Genomic DNA, 15,750 nt, shown 5'->3' on the forward strand with positions numbered 1-15,750 from the left:
GGCCGTGTCCCTCGTTAGGGTGCGCCGAGTCGACGCTCTCGGCCGGTGATCCGATGAGAATGCATGGATGACGCGGACGGGGTGCTGCCGGCGCTGGTGCAGCCCGCGGGTTGCACAGCGGCTTTCTTCGTGCTGCTCGCTGTTGTCGGACTGGTGTATCGGCTGCTGGCCGAGTGGCAGCGCCGCGTGACGCTTGATCGCTTACTGACGAAGGCGCCCGGAGGCAGCGTGATCCTGCAGGAGAAGAGCGTGGCCGGTCCGGCGATCCAGGTCTGGGTTGGCGACGCCTGCCCGCCGATCGTCGAGGGTCCGCGGTCGGCACCTCGTGACCTATGAACGGGGCGCCGCGCTGCGGCAGGTCGAGGACCTGTTCCGGAGTACTTCTCCGAAGCTCTTGCGGGAGGCGCTGTTGGGTTCCGGAGGCGACCGGGCCGCGGCCGAAGATCTGGTGCAGGACGCCTTCCAAGCCATGTGGTGTGCGTGGGATCGGGTCGGTGGCCTGTCCGCCGATCAGCAGCGAGCCTGGTTGTTCGGCACGTTGCGGCACAAGATCGTCGACCGGTTCCGTTGGCGTCGCAGGGAGTTCCTGATCGAACCCGACCAGTTCACATTGCTGTACGAGGAACGATCGGTCCCCGCCGAGGCCCGACGGATCCTCGCCGGCGAGATGCTCGACCGCTGCTGGCGGGTGATCGAGGGAATGCCGCCTACGCAACAGCACGTGTTCTGGCTGCGGGCCCACGAGTGGAAGACCGCGGAGATCGCGGACTGCCTCGGCATCAAAGCGACGACGGTGCGTGACCATTACCGCCGCGGCATGCAGCGGCTGAACGACGAGGTCGGCAATGGAAAGACGGTCTTCGGAACGTTGGACGGCGACGATCTCGAGGGCGGGGCGGCGGGATGACCCACGAGGATTCGACGGACAGTTCAGGCGCGGTCGAGCTTGCCGACCTGTACGGGTTGCTCCGGCTCCGGCTGGCGGAGTCGGAGCCGCCGTACGATGTCGAAGCGGGACTCGCGCGCTTCGGCCAATGGGTCCGGGACCAGTCCACGTCGAAATCGAACGCGGCCGCCGGCGGCTTCGACAGCGCGCTGCTTTCCCCGATCCCCCCGTGGCGGTTTATCGGCCGCGCCAGGGAGTTCAACCGCCTGCTGTCGGCCGCCGCCAACGGAACGGGGATCGGGCTCATCTTCAGCGGCAAGGCGGGTATCGGCAAGTCACGCCTGCTCCGGGAGAGTGTCGCCGCCCTCTCCACCGACCGGCTGGCGATCTGGACGGCGTCGGCCAACATCGCGACTGCTTCTCTGCCGCTGGGCGGCCTCGCACAGGTGTTGCCGAGCGAGCAGCCGCCCGGATTGACGGCCGCCGGCCTGCTGCGCTGGGCGGTCGAAGCGCTCAACCAGCAGGCCGCCGGTCGGCCGATCGTGCTCGCCATCGATGATGCCCACCTGCTGGACCCATCGTCGGCCGCGCTGGTCTACCTCATGGCCCGGGACGAGGGCGCGACCGTCGTGGGAACGGTGCGCAGCGGGGAGGAGGTGCCGGCTCCGATTCGCGCACTGTGGATGGACGACCTGGTCGACCTGTCGGAGCTGGAGGCGCTGTCGGTCGACGACGTGCGTCGGATGTTGGGACAGCTCCTGGGAGGTGACGTCGAGTCCACCAGCGCCGAGCGGTTGTGGCGTCTGTCTGAGGGCAACCCGTTGCTGCTCCGCGAGGTCGTGCTTGCGGCCAAGGAGGCCGGCGATTTCGTGGAGTCCTTCGGTGTCCACCGGTGGACGGGCCGCGTCGAGCTGGCGCCCAGCCTGACCGACCTGATCGACATGCGGATCGGCCAGCTCACACCAGGCCTGCGCACGGTCGTCGAGCTGGCCGCGCTGGGCGAGCCCATCGGAGTCGACCTACTCGTGAGCGCGACGAACGCGGCCGATGTGGAGTTGGCCGAGGAACGCGGCCTCATCCGGGTGGTGCAGAGCGACCGACGTGCCAATGTCCGGCTCACTCATCCGCTCTACGGCGAGGTGGTGCGCCGACGGTGCCCTGTAACGCGCCAGCGCCGGCTCGAGGCGCAGCTCGCCGACCTGGTCGAGGCGGTCGGCGCCCGGCGCCGCGACGACCTGTTGCGGGTCGCGGTCTGGCGGCTCGAGTCCGGCACCGCGCAGGACCCGATGCAGCTGCTGATGGCCGGGGCGCAGGCGTTCGCTGGCTTCGACCTGCCGCTGGCCACCCGGCTGGCCAGGGCCGCGTTCGACGCGGGCGGCGGGTTCGGCGCGGCCGAGCTGCTGGCCACGATGTTGATGTTCGGCGACCAGCAACACGAAGCGCTCGCGGTGCTCGACTCTGTCGAGGAGCTCTCCAGACGATCTTTCCGGGCCCGTTGGCTGGTCGTTCGCGGCCTGGTCAACTACTGGGGTCTTGGCAGCGAGTCGACGCCCGACGACCTGACCATAGAGACCAAAGCGCTCGACGACCCCGCCGACGAGTCCAGGGTTCGTTCCGCCGAGGCCGTCATGCGCTTGCACAACCTGGAGACAGCGGAGGCGCTACGCCTGGCCCGCGCGGTCCTCGACCGTCCGGCCAGCCCGGTCGCGGCGCGGGCTCTCGCCCTGTGTGCGTTCGCCCATCTCCAGGCAGTCAAAGGGGAGCTGCGGGCCAGCGAGCGTACGGCGACCGCAGTCCTCGCCGACGCGCAGCTGTGGCGTACCGACATGCCCTACATCCAGTTCGCACTGGAGCTGGCCCAGGGCACCCGGCTGGCGATCGCCGGCGACCTGGCCGGTATCGACGCGGTCGTCCTCGACGAGCTGGCCGACCTGGCCGACACCGGCGATTTCCGGCTCGGCTCCGGGTTCCTGTCGATCCTGCGCGCCCAAGCAGCCAGGTTGCGCGGTCAGACCGGCGAGGCCCTACGCACCAGCGTGCAGGCCTGCGCTTTCCTGGCGACCAGCCGGATCTACGCCGGGCTGGCGCACGCCGAGCGGGCGCATGCCCATGCCATGCGCGGCGAGGTCGACGAGGCCCAGGCCGCGATGGCCGATTCCGACGCGGCGCGCGCGTCGAACATGGCGATCTTCTACCCGTGGCGCGAGCAGGCCCGGGCCGCCGTGCTCTCCTCCGCCGACGACTTTCCGGGCGCCGCCCAGGTGCTGCGCACCCTGGTCTGGCAGCTTCGGATCGACGGCCTCGCGGGTCACGAGGTGGCGGCGCTGCACGATCTCGTACGGCTCGGTCGCGCTTCCGAACCGATCGGCTGGCCCGAAGAGCATGATCCCGAGCAGAGTGTTGCCGGGCGGCTCGGCGAGTTGGCCGCGACCCTCGACGGCGACTTGCCCGAGATCATGTCGCTGCACGCCAAGGCCGCCGCCGGCCGGTCCGGGCCCGACCTCCTCGTCGCCGCCGACTTGTTCAAGGCGAAGGGGCTCTGGGTGTACGCGGCCGAGGCGGCCACGAGTGCTGCGGAGCTCCTTCGGCAGACGCGGACCGCGCAGCAGGCTGGTGCGGCCAAGCGGTTGGCGGCCGACTTGCTCAGCTATTGCGACATGCTGCGTACGCCCGCCCTGGGCATGTCCCGGCCGGCGCTCGATGACCGGGAGCGGCAGATCGCCCGGCTGGCCGCGTCCGGCCTCTCCAGCCGGACGATCGCCGACGAGCTGTTCCTGTCGACCCGCACGGTCGAGAACCACCTGCAACGGGTCTACGCCAAAATCGGCGTTGCCAGACGCGAACCGGACCGACCTTCGAAGACCGGCGCCTCCGGGGTCTGAGGAGGCCGGGGTTAAGCGACATTGTTGTCGCGCCGGCCGGGTAGCGCTGCGGGGCGACGGTGGCGGGGTGGGCGGACGGTCCGGTAGAGCCAGGTGTCGACGTGCGGTCCGACGGTCGCCCACAGGCCCGTTTCCTCGTGGATCTCGCGGACCAGGGCCACCCGCAGGCTTTCGCCTGTTTCCGGCCGCCCGCCCGGTAGCTCCCACTCGCCGCGGTCGTTGCGCAGCAACAGGAAGCCCGCCGGCAGCCGGATCACGCCCTTGACCGATACGACGGGGCCTATGGGGGCAACGGTAACCGCCTACAGTGGCCGGATGACCTTGATCGATCTGGATCGGGAGGACGTCACCGGCCGGCGGTCCGCCCGGCATCCCGGGCGGACGGTCGCCGCGTTGGGGGTGTTGGCGGCGCTGGTGGTGTTGCCCGGCGAGATTCCGGCCGCCCACGCGCCCAAGCCGGCCCCGGATTGCACCGTGTTCCTGGGCAACGGGCCGGTCGCGGGCAACGAGTCGATCGCCTATCGCGCGGTGGTCGATCCCGAGACCGGGGCGGTGCTCTTCGAGGTGCCGGAGGACGAGGTCACCGCCGTGATCATGGCGATCTGCCCCGACTGAGCCGTGGACGCCGAGGAGATCGTCGCCGCGCTGGCGTTCGTGCCCGAGGTCAGGGCCAGCGTCTCGGGCGATCGGGTCACGATCCTCGTGCCGGCCCTCGGCGACAGCGTCCAGCTCCACGCCGCGGACGTGCGAGGGGTCCGCCGCATCTGGGCGCCCGACGGCGCGCCCGCGCTCGAGTTCGCGGTCGGCGACCGCCCGCTCATCATCGTCGGCACCGACGTCGTGTTCCAACCCGAAGAGCCGCAAGCGGTGCTCGACACCCGCATGCGGTACGTCGTCGGCGACATGCCGCACCTCGTCGCCGATACCGAGATGCTCCGCGACGCCGAGGCCCACGGCAGCCGCACGGGGTCGGGCAGCGTCGACTACGCCGCACTCGGCGCGGCCTTCCTGCTCCTGCGCTGCGTCATCGTCGGCGCGGCCCGGTTCGGCCTGCGGCCGGTGGCGGCGGTCGGTTGGTGGGACCGGGGTTGGCGGGCCGTCGAGGACTGGGCCCCGCTGCCGCCCTGGCGCACGGATCCGTGGTGGGACGATCTGTCGGCCGAGGCGGCCCGGTTGCCGGAGCTTCCGTCGACGCTGCCCGCGGTGCGCGACGAACGACCCGACGCCGCCGCCGTCGTGGTGGCCGACTTCGAACGCCTGGCACCCGGCCTCACCGTGGTCGGCCTCGACGAGCAGTTCGTCTCCGCCTGGCGGCGGTGGGTGCCCGTCGCACCGGGCACCTTCCATGCCACCCTCACCCGCGGCTTCGTCGACGCCAACGCCGACGTGTCCCTCTACCCGGAGGGCGGTGGAAGCATCGACCTGCGGGTCGGACGCGCGTTCCTGCAGGCCCGCTTCACGTACTCCGACGGCGAGCTGGCGATCGACGAGGTCAGGGTTCCGGCGGGTACGGGCGGCGGTGTCTTCCAGCGCCTGATGTTCAACATCGAGCAGGTCGCGGTCCTGCTCGGAATGCGGCGCATCACGTTGCACGCCACCGGCATCGGGGCGTACGCCATGGCGCGGGTGGGTCGTTATCCCCGCGACCCGGAGCTCTACCGACGCTCACGCATCGCGGACGAGTGACCGGCGCAGCGCCGCCATCGCCTCGGCGCCGACGGCCTGCTCCACCGACGACGCCATCCGGGCGCACAGTTCGCGCGCCCGGGCCAGCTCGGCGTCAGCGTCCTCGACGTCGCGCCGCAGCCGCCCGGCCTCGTCGGCGCCCACCACGCGGATGTCGCGGACCTCGACCGACCGGGTCTCGCGCAACGTGAGCGCCAGGGCCCGCACGTAGTCGGCCCGGTCGGCCTCGGTCTCGGTCTCGGAACCCGCGGCGACGCGGTCGATCGCCGCCGTCGGCAGGAAGAACAGCGTCGTGGTCGAGTACGTGCTCAGCTTCCGCTGCTGGGCCCACCGCGTCAGCAGGCCCGACTTCCCGTCCAGGAACGGCGACAGGCGCAGGTAGAGCTCTGCGTCGATGCTCGTCAGCAGGGCGCGTGCGGCCACGATCGAGTCGCGCAGGTCGACGATGGTGATGACCTGTTCGTCGAGCAGCCGCCCGAACTCGGTCTCCGTGGCCTGGTCGGCCACGCCGTCGGCAAACCGCCGGGCCTGAGCCAACAGCTGGTCGCCGCGCAGGCACAGGTCCTGGAGCAACACCACGATGTCGAGCAGCCGGCGTGCCACGTCGGAGTCGCGCACCGTACGCCGATGATCGAGGAACCGCAGGCCGTAGTTCGCGAGAATCTCCGCCAGCTTCTCCACGAGCGTGAACACGCAGCGAGCCTAGCGTCGCGTCGGTTTTGTCGCTCTCTCAGCTGGGCATGGGACTCTGTTCGTCTACACGTCGATCTTCGGAGGGGACGCCCGTGGGGGGCTATGGGGTGCAGGTCGCGCTCGTACTCGTGCTGGTGTTGGTGAACGCGGTCTTCGCCGGCAGCGAGATGGCGCTCGTGTCGTTGCGGGAGAGCCAGATCCGGCGGCTCGAACGCAGCTCGCGCGGTGGGCGGGTGCTGGCCCGGCTGGCCGACGACCCCAACCGGTTCCTCGCGACCATCCAGATCGGGATAACGTTGGCCGGCTTCCTGGCCTCGGCGGCCGCGGCCGTCTCGCTGGCGCAGCCGCTCATCGAGCCGCTCGGCTTCCTCGACGATGCGGCCGAGCCCGTGGCGATCGTGCTCGTGACCATCGTGCTGACGTTCTTCACCCTCGTGTTCGGCGAGCTCGCGCCCAAGCGGATCGCCATGCAGCGGGCCGAGGGGTGGGCGCTGATGGTGGCCCGGCCGCTCGACGTGCTATCCACGTTCTCCCGACCGCTGGTATGGCTGCTCGGCAAGACCAGCGACCTGGTGGTCCGGCTGACCGGCGGCGACCCGGAGGCCGGGCGCGAGGAGGTCAGCACCGAGGAGCTGCGTGACATGGTCGCCGCGCAGCAGACGATCCCGGCCGACCAGCGGATGATCATCAGTGGCGCGTTCGAGGTCGCGGACCGGGTGCTGCGCGAGGTGCTCACCCCGCGCGGGCAGGTGTTCACGCTGGCCGCCGACACGCCCGCGAGCCAGGCGCTGCGCGACATCGTCAAGGCCGGGCAGTCGCGGGCGCCGGTGGTCGGGCCGACCGGGCTCGACGACGTGCTCGGCGTGGTGCACATCCGCGACCTGGTCGACAGTGCGGGCGCCGTCTCCGGCAGCGCACACCCGGCCGTGTTCCTGCCGGAGACGCTCAAGGTGACCGACGCGATCCGCCAGCTTCGCCAGCAGCGCCAGCAGTTCGCCGTCGTGGTCGACGAGCGGGGCGCGGTCGACGGGATCGTCACCATGGAGGACCTGGTGGAGGAGATCGTCGGCGAGATCTACGACGAGACCGACCGCGACGTGCAGGCCGTCGTCCGGACCGCCGAGGGCGATCTGCTGCTGGTCGGCACGTACCCGATCCACGACCTGCCCGACATCGGTGTCGACCTGGGCGACGAGGAGCCGCGCGACTACACGACGATCGCCGGGCTGCTGCTGTCCCGGCTCGGCCACATCCCGAAGGAACCGGGCGAGACGGTGGAGCTACCCGGGCACACCGCGGAGGTCGTCGAGGTGACCGGGAGGGCGATCACCCGGGTCCGCGTCCGGGCGCGGGTGGACACGGTAGGGCAAGCTCAACGCTGATCACTGCTGGTCACGGCAGGTCACGGCTGCACGGCTACGGAAGGACGGTCAATGCTCCACGTCACCGCCCTCGGGTGGACGCTCACGATCCTGGTCATCCTCGGGCTGCTCGCCCTTGACCTGATCATCGGAACGCTCAAGCCGCACGCCGTGCACTTCAAGGAAGCCGTCGCCTGGTCGGTCTTCTACATCGCGGTCGCGGTCGTGTTCGGTGTGATCTTCGCGTCGATCTCGGGGTGGGAGCTCGGCACCCAGTACTTCGCCGGCTACCTGGTCGAGAAGAGCCTCTCGGTCGACAACCTGTTCGTCTTCGTGATCATCATGTCGACGTTCGCGGTGCCGGCCGCACACCAGCAACGCGTGCTGACCTTCGGCATCGTGCTCGCGCTCGCCTTCCGCGTGGTCTTCATCGTCCTCGGCGCGACCCTGCTGAACCTGTTCTCGTTCATGTTCCTGGTGTTCGGGCTGCTGCTGATCTACACGGCGGTCCAGCTCTACCGGCATCGCGACGAGGATCCGGACGTCGGCGACAACGCATTGATCCGGGCGACCCGCCGGCTGGTCCCGGTGACCGACGAGTACCGCGGCGGCAAGCTGTTCACCAAGGACGACGGCCGGCGCGTGGCCACCCCGCTGTTCGTCGTGCTCATCGCGATCGGCAGCACCGACCTGCTGTTCGCCCTCGACTCGATCCCGGCGGTGTTCGGCGTGACCGAGGAGACGTACATCGTCTTCACCGCCAACGCCTTCGCCCTGCTCGGCCTGCGCGCCCTGTTCTTCCTCGTGAAGGGCCTGCTGGACCGGCTCGTCTACCTGTCGACCGGCCTCGCCATCATCCTCGCCTTCATCGGCGTGAAGCTGGCCCTGCACTGGGCGCACGTCGACATCTCCGAGAGCGTCTGGGAGATCTCGACCAACCTCTCGCTGGTCGTCATCGCGGCGGTCCTGATCGTCACGACGGTGGCGAGCCTGATCGCGGTGCGCCGCGACCCGAGCAAGAAGGCGCACGCGGGCTCGGTCCGGGCGCGCCGCGAGGGGCCGGAGAAGCCGGACGCTAGCTGAGCTTCGACACCTGGTAGTGCGCGATCCGCCAGTCGTCGGCGGTCCGGCGCACGATGACGCAGAGGGAGAGGTTCAGGGTCGGCCGGTCGACGAACGAGAAGTCGACGCTCAGGTAGCCCAGCACGGTGTCGTCGGCGAGGCGGCGGGTCTCCCGGATCTCGTACGCGGGTGACATCCCGAGCGGCTGGGCCGCGTAGTACGTGGCGACGCCGGCCGGGCCGACGCTGTACGGGTGCAGACCCTGGAAGATCGCGTCCTCGGTGAACAAGGCGCCGACGCGCTCGGGCTCGTGCGCGTCCACGGCCGACTTCCACTGGTCGAGGACGCTACGCAGGATCTCGGTCTCGGTCGTCATGCCCCACATCTTGACCCAGCCGACCCGCACCCGGCACGACCGCCTGGCTCACTGCTGTTAGGCACAGCCTCCCAGCGCGCTAGCGTGGTAGGGGTGGAGTTGCGCCAGTTGCGGTATTTTGTCGCGGTTGCCGACGAGCTGAACTTCGGCCGAGCCGCCGCCCGCCTCCGGATCGCCGGCCCGTCGCTCTCCCAGCAGATCAAGGCACTGGAGCGGGACCTGGGCGTACGCCTCTTCGACCGCGACCGCCGCTCCGTCGCGCTGACCGCCGCGGGGGAGGCCCTCCTGCCCCGCACCCGGGCGCTGCTCGACCAGGCCGACGAGCTGCGCCGGTCCGCGGCGGGCACGCCGGCGCCGCTGCGGCTCGGCTACGTCAACTGGCGGCCGACCGACCTGGCCGAACGCGTCTCCGGCGTGGCGCAGGTGCACGTCGACGCCTGGGTCCTGCCGTCGCACGCCCAGGCCGGGCGCGTCGCCGACGGCAGCATCGACCTCGCGATCTGCTGGGTGTCGGCCGCCGACCTGGCCGCACACGACCTCGACGCCCGCTTGGTCGGCGCGGACCTGCTCTACGCGGTCGCGCCGGGCGCCGACCCGGCACCCGTCCGCGCGGCCGACACCGTGGTCCTGGCGGACGCCGACGCCGCCACCTGGTCGTCCTGGAACCGCTACGCGGAGGAGCTCGCCCTGGCGACCGGAGCGCGACTCGTGCACATCGACGACGGCGGCATCACCGGCCCCGCCTTCTTCGACCAGGTGCGGCGGCTCGGCGGCCCGGTCGTCAACTCGCCCAAGGGCCAGACGACCACACTGCCGCCCGACCTGGTCCGGCGGCCGGTGGTCCGGCCGACACCCTGCTGGACGTGGGCGCTGGTCTCCCGCCGGGCCGACGACCGCGCCGCGGTCCGCGCCGTCGTCGAGGCACTGACCCGCGACGTGGGCCCGCTCGATCCCGCCACCTGGTTGCCGGCGGACGACCCGTTCAGCCCGGGTCGCTCGGGTGAGGCGTCAGCGGGGTGACCGTGTCGTGCCGCCACACCCGCAACGGCATCGACGCCAGCACGGCCTCGAGCTCGTCCGGCCCGGCCGCGCTGAACAGCCCCCAGGTCCGCCACTCGCCGGGCTTCAAGGGCGGTCGCCACAGCCGCCGGAGATGCCCCTGCGCGGCGAGCTCGGCGGCCCGGGCGCTCTCGCGGGCCCGCATCTCGGCGACCTCGTCGTCCGACGTGCCGGGCGGGACGGTGGTCACCATCTCGACGAAGAACTCCACGCCCACGACGCTACGTCGCGGGTAGAGCAAGGGTCCCTTCCCACGCGGAAACCGCTGAGCAGGGACCCTTGCTTCGGTCAGGCGGTCACGCCGGATGCCCGGCCCTCATGCAGCGTGATGTTGCGGCCGTTCGACGGGTCGAAGAGGTGGATCTTCTCCAGGTTGACCCAGATCTGGGCAGGGTCGCCCTCCTTGACCCGGGAGTCGGCCGAGAAGCGGCACACGAGGTTCGAGCCGCCCGACGGCAGGTCACCGCTGCCCACGTCGGCCGCCAGCTCCTCGAGCTCGGCCGCCGACGCCTTCTCGCCCTCGACGGTGAAATAGACGTACTTGTCGGAGCCCATCGACTCCACGAGGTCCGCGGTCGCGGAGAACTCGGCTCCCCGCTCCCGGATCGAGTCCTCGATCAGCGACGCGTCCTCGAAGTGCTCCGGCCGGATGCCCACGATCAGCTCGCCCGAGGAGATCTCGCCGCGCATCTGCTCGCCCAGCGGAAACTCGCCGAGCGGCGTGGTGAGGCGGCCCGACGACACCGACGCCGGGAAGAAGTTCATCGACGGTGAGCCGATGAAGCCCGCGACGAACAGGTTGATCGGGTGGTCGTAAAGCTCCTGCGGCTCGCCCACCTGCTGCACCGCGCCGGCCCGCATGATCACGACCCGGTCGCCGAGGGTCATCGCCTCGGTCTGGTCGTGGGTGACGTAGACCGTCGTGGTGCCGAGCCGCTTCTGGAGCCGGGACACCACGGTGCGCATCTGGACCCGCAGCTTGGCGTCCAGGTTGGACAGTGGCTCGTCCATCAGGAACGCCTTGGGCGAGCGGACGATCGCCCGGCCCATCGCCACCCGCTGCCGCTGGCCGCCGGACAGGTTGGCCGGCTTGCGGTCCAACAGCGCCGTGAGCTCCAGCACCTTCGCGGCCTCGTCGACCTTTCGGTCGATCTCTTCGCGGGACAGCTTGGCCAGTTTCAACGGGAACGCCATGTTCTCCCGGACGGTCATGTTCGGATAGAGCGCGTACGACTGGAACACCATCGCGATGTCCCGGTCCCGCGGCGCCTTGTCGTTGACCCGTTGCCCGTCGATCCGCAGCTCGCCGGAGGTGATGTCCTCCAATCCGGCGATCATGTTGAGCGTCGTCGACTTGCCGCAGCCCGAGGGGCCGACCAGGATAACGAACTCCCCGTCGGCGATCTCCAGGTTGAGCTCCTGCACCGCGAGCGTGCCGTCGGGGAACGCCTTGGTCACCTTGTCGAGAACGATGTCTGCCACGTCTACCCCTAACCCTTCACGGCGCCGGAGGTCAGGCCGGACACGATGCGCCGCTGGAAGAACAGCACGAACAGGATGATCGGGACGGTGATGATCACGGCCGCCGCGGAGATCGCACCGGTCGGGTCTTCGAACTGCGAGGCGCCCTGGAAGAACGACAGCGCGGCCGGGACCGTGCGCGAGCGCTCGGTCGAGGTCAGCGAGATGGCGAACAGGAAGTCGTTCCAGCAGAAGATGAACACCAGGATCGCGGTGGTGAACACGCCCGGCGCGGCCAGCGGCGCGATCACCCGGCGGAACGCCTCGCCCTGCGTCGCGCCGTCCATCTTGGCCGCCTTCTCCAGGTCCCACGGTATCTGCCGGAAGAACGCGGACAGCGTGTAGATCGCCAGCGGCAGCCCGAAGGTGATGTAGGGCAGGATCAGGCCGGGCCAGGTGTCGAACAGGCCGATCGAACGCTCGATCTCGAACAGCGGCGACACCAGCGACACCTGCGGGAACATCGCGATCAGCAGCGAGATGCCGATCAGCAGCTTCTTGCCGGGGAAGTCGAGCCGGGCGATCGCGTACGCGGCCATCGTCCCGAGCACCACCGCCACCAGCGTCGAGATCAACCCGATGCCGATCGAGTTGACCAGTGCGCGTACGAACTGGTCGGTGCTGAAGATGTTCCGGTAGTTCTCGAGCGTCCACTCCCGCGGAATGAAGTTCCCGTCGGTGATCGTCCCCGGGGTCTTGAACGACAGCGACGTTATCCACAGGACGGGAATCAGTGCGAACACGATCACCACGAGGTCGATCAGGCTCCACCGCCACCTCGCGCGGGCAGTTTGGTCGATGACGGCCATCAGCGCCGGCCCTCCTCTTCGCTGCCGGGTGCGGCGGTGCCGAAGAGCTTCACGAAGACGAACGCGATCACGGCCACCGCGAGAAAGATCAGCACAGACATGGTCGACCCGATGCCGAGGTTGAGCCCGCGGATCAGGTTGTTGTAGGCCAGCATCGAGACCGACGAGGTGTTGTTGGCCCCGGCGGTCAGCACGTAGATGTTGTCGAAGACCCGGAAGGCGTCGAGGGTACGGAACAGCAGCGCGACCAGGATCGCGGGCTTCATCACCGGCAGCATCACCTTCGTGAACCGCTGCCACCCGGTGGCGCCGTCCATCGAGGCGGCCTTGAGCAGGTCCTCGGGCACCAGCGCGAGGCCGGCCATCAGCAGCAGCGCCATGAACGGCGTCGTCTTCCAGATCTCGGCGAGCATGATGATCGCCAGCGAGCTGGCCCGCTCGGTCAGCGGCGCGCCGTCCGTGAACAGGTTCGCGAGATAGCCGGTGTCGGGTGTCCACGCGTACTTCCACGAGAACGCCGCGACCACCGTCACGATGCCGTACGGGATCAGCGCCGCCGTGCGGACGATCCCGCGCCCGACCAGCGTCTTGAACATCACCCAGGCCAGCGCCATGCCCAGCACGAGCTCGACCGCCACCGTGACGACCGTGATCAGCGTGGTGATGCCGAACGCGGTCCACCAGTACTGGTTGCTCAACACGGTCACGTAGTTGCCGAGCCCGATGAACTCGCGCTGGTCCGGGAACTTGAGGTCGAAGCGCTGGAACGAGAGCCAGACCGAATAGAGGATCGGGTACGCGGTGACCGCGATCATCACGATCGCCGCCGGCGCGCAGAGCAGCCAGCCGAGCTTCCGCTCCTGCTTCTTGCCCTCGCTGAGCCGGGTCTTGGCCTTCTTCGCCGCGCGTACCCGATGCGTCGTTGGTTTCTCGGCGGTAGCGGTCACGGGAGGACACCCTTCGACTCGAGCGCGTCCTGGATCGAGCCGCGCAGGTCCTTGGCGTCCTGGTCCGGCTTGATGTCGGCCGGCGGCGACAGCGTCGCGGAGAGCACCGTGGACAGGTTCTGGTAGGCCGGGGTGATCGGCCGGTTCGCGCCGTCCTTGACCTGGGCCAGGATGTCGGCCTTGAACGGGTACGCCTCGTCCATCTTCGGGTCGTCGTAGACGGACTCGATGGTCGGCGGCACACCGTCGTTGATCGCCGAGAACAGCTGGTGCTCCGGGGAGCGCAGGCAGAGCGCCGCTTCGTACGCCTCGGCCGGATGCTTCGAGTACGAGGAGACCGCCAGGCTGTAACCGCCGATCGTCACCTTGCTGGGCGTGCCGGCGTCGATGCCCGGATAACGTGCCCACTTGACCTTGTCCTTGAGGTCCGGCGCGCCCTCCTGCAGGGCCGGCCAGACGAACGGGTAGTTGAGCTGGAACGCGCCGTCGCCGCTCTGGAACTGCAGCCGGGCGCCGTCCTCCTGGGTGTTGGTGAAGGACGGGTTCGTGACGCCGGCCGACGCGAACTTCTGGAGCGTGCCGAGCGCGTCGACGGCACCCTGGTCGAACTCGACCTTCGCGCCGTCGTCGCTCAGCATCTTCCCGCCGCTGCTGGCGACCATGTTGTTGTAGAGCACCACGAGGCCCTCGTACTGCGCTCCCATGGTGTCGATCTCGTACGGCTTGCCCTGGCTCTTCAGGTCCTGGGACATCTTGATCATCTCGTCCCAGGTCTTCGGCGGGTCCGGCACGAGGTCGCTGCGGTACCAGAGCAGCTGCGTGTTGGTGTTCTTCGGCGCCGCGTAGAGTTTGTCCTCGTAGGACGCCGACTCCAACGGCTGCTGCAGGGTGCCCTGCGACGCCTCGTCCTTCTCCTTGCCGGTCCACTCGCGGATCCACTTCGCGCTCGCGAACTCCGCCGTCCATGTCACGTCGAGCCCGAGCACGTCCATGCCGTCGTCCTCGGCCGCGAGCCGGCGCACCATCTGCACGCGCTGCTCGTCGGCGCCGCGCGGCAGCACCTGGTAGACCATCCGGTAGCGGCCCTGCGCCTGCTGGTTGCAGTCGTCGACGACCTGCTGGAAGTTCTCCTCCGGTGCATAGTAGACGTTGATCTCCGGCGCGCCACCGTCGCCGCCACTGCCGCAGGCCGCTGCCGGCCCGAGCAGCGCCACCGCGGCGAGCGCGGCCGCCCCCCACCGTCGCCTGCTGATTCCCCCAGATCGTTCCGCCATATCCGGCCTCCGTTCCCGCGCCATTGCGGTTCGCCGATCTCGGACCATGCCCCGGCGGCGGGGAAAGCAAACCTGGACCGCTGTACACCTCGTGGACGACGGCACGACACGGTACGGTCGCCTTACGTAACGTGTCGCCCCCGCCCGACCCGCGGAGGTAGTGCCGTGCAGGAGACCACCCAGGCCCTCGCCTTCGAGGTGCGCGGCCTGCCGCCACAGAAGACCGAGACCCTGTCGATCCTCTCCGCCGGCCATCGCCAGGCCGAACGCGTCCGCGCGTTGCTGCTGGCGGCGCTGGCCGCGGCGCAACAGAGCGGCTGGACCCCGTCGCGTGCCGCGGTGTCACTGGAGGTCGTCGTGCGCGGTTCCGCCTCGCACGTGGGCTCCGCGCCGCGGTTCCTGGCCGGGGTCGCCGACGTGTTGAGCGACAAGCGGGGACGCCTGACCGGTACGCATCTCGGGGTGCTCGCCGACGTGACGCTGTACGCGGACGAGCGGCAGATCCGGTCGATCAGCTATCGCGAGGAGCCCGCCGACGAGCCGTCCTACCTGGTCCGGGTGGCGGCGCTGGGCGTTTGACCCGTCACCGCCCTGGGCATCTGACCGGTATGGCCGCGGAACCTCATGTCACGCTCGAACCGGACCCCCACGACCCCGTCCAGCGCAAGCTTCGCGGGCCGCTGCAGGAACAGTTGAGCTCCGCCCTGCAGGCGGCGACGGAGCGGGTCCAGGCGTCGTACCGGGGCGAGTCGTTCGACGTCGTCTGCCGGCGGTTGCTGGACGAGACCAAGGCCGGCCTGCACCCGGACATCGCGGCCGGCTTCGAGCCGGACATGGACGAGCTGGCCGGGGTCGCAGTGGCAATCGTGCGGCGGGCCTAGTACTGCAACGGCACTTATGGCGGTATCTGTCCGCGCCGGTGGTAGTGGCTGACGCGGGCTTGCCATTGGCGGCGTCGTCGGAAGTAGGACCAGGCCAGGACGTGGTCGGGGGTGGTGGGACGCGTCAGGGTGAATGCCAGGAGCAGGCGCCGGACCTCGGGTACGGTCAGCGCGATCAGCATGTCCTGCGCGAGGCTGGGTTTGCTTGTGTGGCAAGGGATTTCGCGACGACGAGTAGGGCGTGGGTGGCCATGGACAGGGTGATGTGGGCGTACCACGCCCGCCAGTCCCGGGCCTGGTACTGGTCCAGGCC

General features: G+C 69.8%; 18 protein-coding genes and 1 pseudogene. 10 read left to right on the top strand and 9 right to left on the bottom strand.

The features are described 5' to 3' along the window. Positions 1-63 precede the first annotated feature (63 nt). From CHC05_RS29905 to CHC05_RS29915, 3 genes are read left to right on the top strand one after another with little or no spacing between them, the layout of a single operon-like run. Entirely contained in the window at positions 64-336 is a 273-nt protein-coding gene (locus CHC05_RS29905; RefSeq protein WP_089253940.1) for a hypothetical protein, read from the top strand. After that, positions 326-907, top strand: coding sequence for an RNA polymerase sigma factor (locus CHC05_RS29910; protein WP_179266437.1), 582 nt, complete (start codon positions 326-328; stop codon positions 905-907). Before CHC05_RS29905 ends, CHC05_RS29910 begins: the two co-directional genes overlap by 11 nt. Then, the gene (locus CHC05_RS29915; protein ID WP_245871282.1) at positions 904-3,768 is read left to right on the top strand and encodes a LuxR C-terminal-related transcriptional regulator; all 2,865 of its coding nucleotides are present in this window, start codon (positions 904-906) and stop codon (positions 3,766-3,768) included. Before CHC05_RS29910 ends, CHC05_RS29915 begins: the two co-directional genes overlap by 4 nt. A gap of 11 nt (positions 3,769-3,779) precedes the next feature. Here the strand turns inward: CHC05_RS29915 and CHC05_RS29920 are convergent, their stop codons facing one another. After that, positions 3,780-4,025 (bottom strand): NUDIX domain-containing protein, encoded by a 246-nt coding sequence (locus tag CHC05_RS29920; RefSeq protein ID WP_218824712.1) that lies wholly within the window; start codon positions 4,023-4,025, stop codon positions 3,780-3,782. A 58-nt stretch (positions 4,026-4,083) separates the two neighbouring features. Between CHC05_RS29920 and CHC05_RS29925 the strand changes: the two genes are divergently transcribed. Further along, complete coding sequence (locus CHC05_RS29925; RefSeq protein ID WP_089253943.1) at positions 4,084-4,383, top strand: hypothetical protein; 300 nt, start codon at positions 4,084-4,086, stop codon at positions 4,381-4,383. 3 nt (positions 4,384-4,386) lie between these two features. Further along, positions 4,387-5,454, top strand: a complete 1,068-nt coding sequence (locus CHC05_RS29930) for a hypothetical protein (protein WP_089253944.1) — start codon at positions 4,387-4,389, stop codon at positions 5,452-5,454. Here CHC05_RS29930 and CHC05_RS29935 read toward each other — a convergent pair. Next, complete coding sequence (locus tag CHC05_RS29935; RefSeq protein WP_089253945.1) at positions 5,434-6,147, bottom strand: hypothetical protein; 714 nt, start codon at positions 6,145-6,147, stop codon at positions 5,434-5,436. The genes CHC05_RS29930 and CHC05_RS29935 overlap by 21 nt on opposite strands. Before the next feature lie 92 nt (positions 6,148-6,239). Between CHC05_RS29935 and CHC05_RS29940 the strand changes: the two genes are divergently transcribed. Both CHC05_RS29940 and CHC05_RS29945 read left to right on the top strand, forming a co-directional pair. Next, positions 6,240-7,529, top strand: coding sequence for a hemolysin family protein (locus CHC05_RS29940; protein WP_179266438.1), 1,290 nt, complete (start codon positions 6,240-6,242; stop codon positions 7,527-7,529). Between the two features lie 51 nt (positions 7,530-7,580). Then, the gene (locus CHC05_RS29945; protein WP_089253947.1) at positions 7,581-8,591 is read left to right on the top strand and encodes a TerC family protein; all 1,011 of its coding nucleotides are present in this window, start codon (positions 7,581-7,583) and stop codon (positions 8,589-8,591) included. On the opposite strand, the gene CHC05_RS29950 is transcribed toward CHC05_RS29945, so the two are convergent. Continuing rightward, complete coding sequence (locus tag CHC05_RS29950) at positions 8,584-8,946, bottom strand: YybH family protein (protein ID WP_245871283.1); 363 nt, start codon at positions 8,944-8,946, stop codon at positions 8,584-8,586. The genes CHC05_RS29945 and CHC05_RS29950 overlap by 8 nt on opposite strands. A gap of 93 nt (positions 8,947-9,039) precedes the next feature. Between CHC05_RS29950 and CHC05_RS43165 the strand changes: the two genes are divergently transcribed. Beyond that, on the top strand, positions 9,040-9,966 hold the full coding sequence (locus CHC05_RS43165) for a LysR family transcriptional regulator (protein WP_089253948.1): 927 nt from the start codon (positions 9,040-9,042) through the stop codon (positions 9,964-9,966). Here CHC05_RS43165 and CHC05_RS29960 read toward each other — a convergent pair. The 5 genes from CHC05_RS29960 to CHC05_RS29980 form a co-directional block, all read right to left on the bottom strand. Further along, on the bottom strand, positions 9,929-10,216 hold the full coding sequence (locus tag CHC05_RS29960) for a muconolactone Delta-isomerase family protein (RefSeq protein WP_089253978.1): 288 nt from the start codon (positions 10,214-10,216) through the stop codon (positions 9,929-9,931). The two genes, CHC05_RS43165 and CHC05_RS29960, sit on opposite strands and share 38 nt — an antisense overlap. A gap of 77 nt (positions 10,217-10,293) precedes the next feature. After that, a complete protein-coding gene (locus CHC05_RS29965; RefSeq protein ID WP_089253949.1) occupies positions 10,294-11,487 on the bottom strand; it encodes an ABC transporter ATP-binding protein in 1,194 nt (397 codons plus the stop codon). Between the two features lie 8 nt (positions 11,488-11,495). Then, a complete protein-coding gene (locus CHC05_RS29970) occupies positions 11,496-12,335 on the bottom strand; it encodes a carbohydrate ABC transporter permease (protein ID WP_089253950.1) in 840 nt (279 codons plus the stop codon). Further along, complete coding sequence (locus CHC05_RS29975) at positions 12,335-13,282, bottom strand: carbohydrate ABC transporter permease (RefSeq protein ID WP_089253951.1); 948 nt, start codon at positions 13,280-13,282, stop codon at positions 12,335-12,337. The genes CHC05_RS29970 and CHC05_RS29975 overlap by 1 nt, the downstream gene beginning before the upstream one ends. Continuing rightward, entirely contained in the window at positions 13,279-14,556 is a 1,278-nt protein-coding gene (locus CHC05_RS29980; RefSeq protein ID WP_089253952.1) for an ABC transporter substrate-binding protein, read from the bottom strand. The genes CHC05_RS29975 and CHC05_RS29980 overlap by 4 nt, the downstream gene beginning before the upstream one ends. 165 nt (positions 14,557-14,721) lie before the next feature. Between CHC05_RS29980 and CHC05_RS29985 the strand changes: the two genes are divergently transcribed. After that, positions 14,722-15,135, top strand: a complete 414-nt coding sequence (locus tag CHC05_RS29985) for a hypothetical protein (RefSeq protein ID WP_089253953.1) — start codon at positions 14,722-14,724, stop codon at positions 15,133-15,135. Positions 15,136-15,164: 29 nt separating this feature from the next. Beyond that, positions 15,165-15,437, top strand: coding sequence for a hypothetical protein (locus CHC05_RS29990; protein WP_089253954.1), 273 nt, complete (start codon positions 15,165-15,167; stop codon positions 15,435-15,437). A 175-nt stretch (positions 15,438-15,612) separates the two neighbouring features. On the opposite strand, the pseudogene CHC05_RS43500 reads toward CHC05_RS29990, so the two are convergent. Beyond that, positions 15,613-15,750, bottom strand: a pseudogene (locus CHC05_RS43500) (IS701 family transposase); the annotation flags it as partial.

It is taken from the genome of Asanoa hainanensis (assembly GCF_900188485.1).
GTDB classification, from domain to species: Bacteria; Actinomycetota; Actinomycetes; order Mycobacteriales; family Micromonosporaceae; genus Asanoa; species Asanoa hainanensis.

Bases quoted from the DNA above. Each gene is read 5' to 3' on its own strand.
- CHC05_RS29980 (WP_089253952.1), bottom strand. From the start codon at position 14,556: ATGGCGGAACGATCTGGGGGAATCAGCAGGCGACGGTGGGGGGCGGCC.
- CHC05_RS29990 (WP_089253954.1), top strand. From the start codon at position 15,165: ATGGCCGCGGAACCTCATGTCACGCTCGAACCGGACCCCCACGACCCC.
- CHC05_RS29950 (WP_245871283.1), bottom strand. From the start codon at position 8,946: ATGACGACCGAGACCGAGATCCTGCGTAGCGTCCTCGACCAGTGGAAG.
- CHC05_RS29925 (WP_089253943.1), top strand. From the start codon at position 4,084: ATGACCTTGATCGATCTGGATCGGGAGGACGTCACCGGCCGGCGGTCC.
- CHC05_RS29905 (WP_089253940.1), top strand. From the start codon at position 64: ATGGATGACGCGGACGGGGTGCTGCCGGCGCTGGTGCAGCCCGCGGGT.
- CHC05_RS29945 (WP_089253947.1), top strand. From the start codon at position 7,581: ATGCTCCACGTCACCGCCCTCGGGTGGACGCTCACGATCCTGGTCATC.
- CHC05_RS29970 (WP_089253950.1), bottom strand. From the start codon at position 12,335: ATGGCCGTCATCGACCAAACTGCCCGCGCGAGGTGGCGGTGGAGCCTG.
- CHC05_RS29915 (WP_245871282.1), top strand. From the start codon at position 904: ATGACCCACGAGGATTCGACGGACAGTTCAGGCGCGGTCGAGCTTGCC.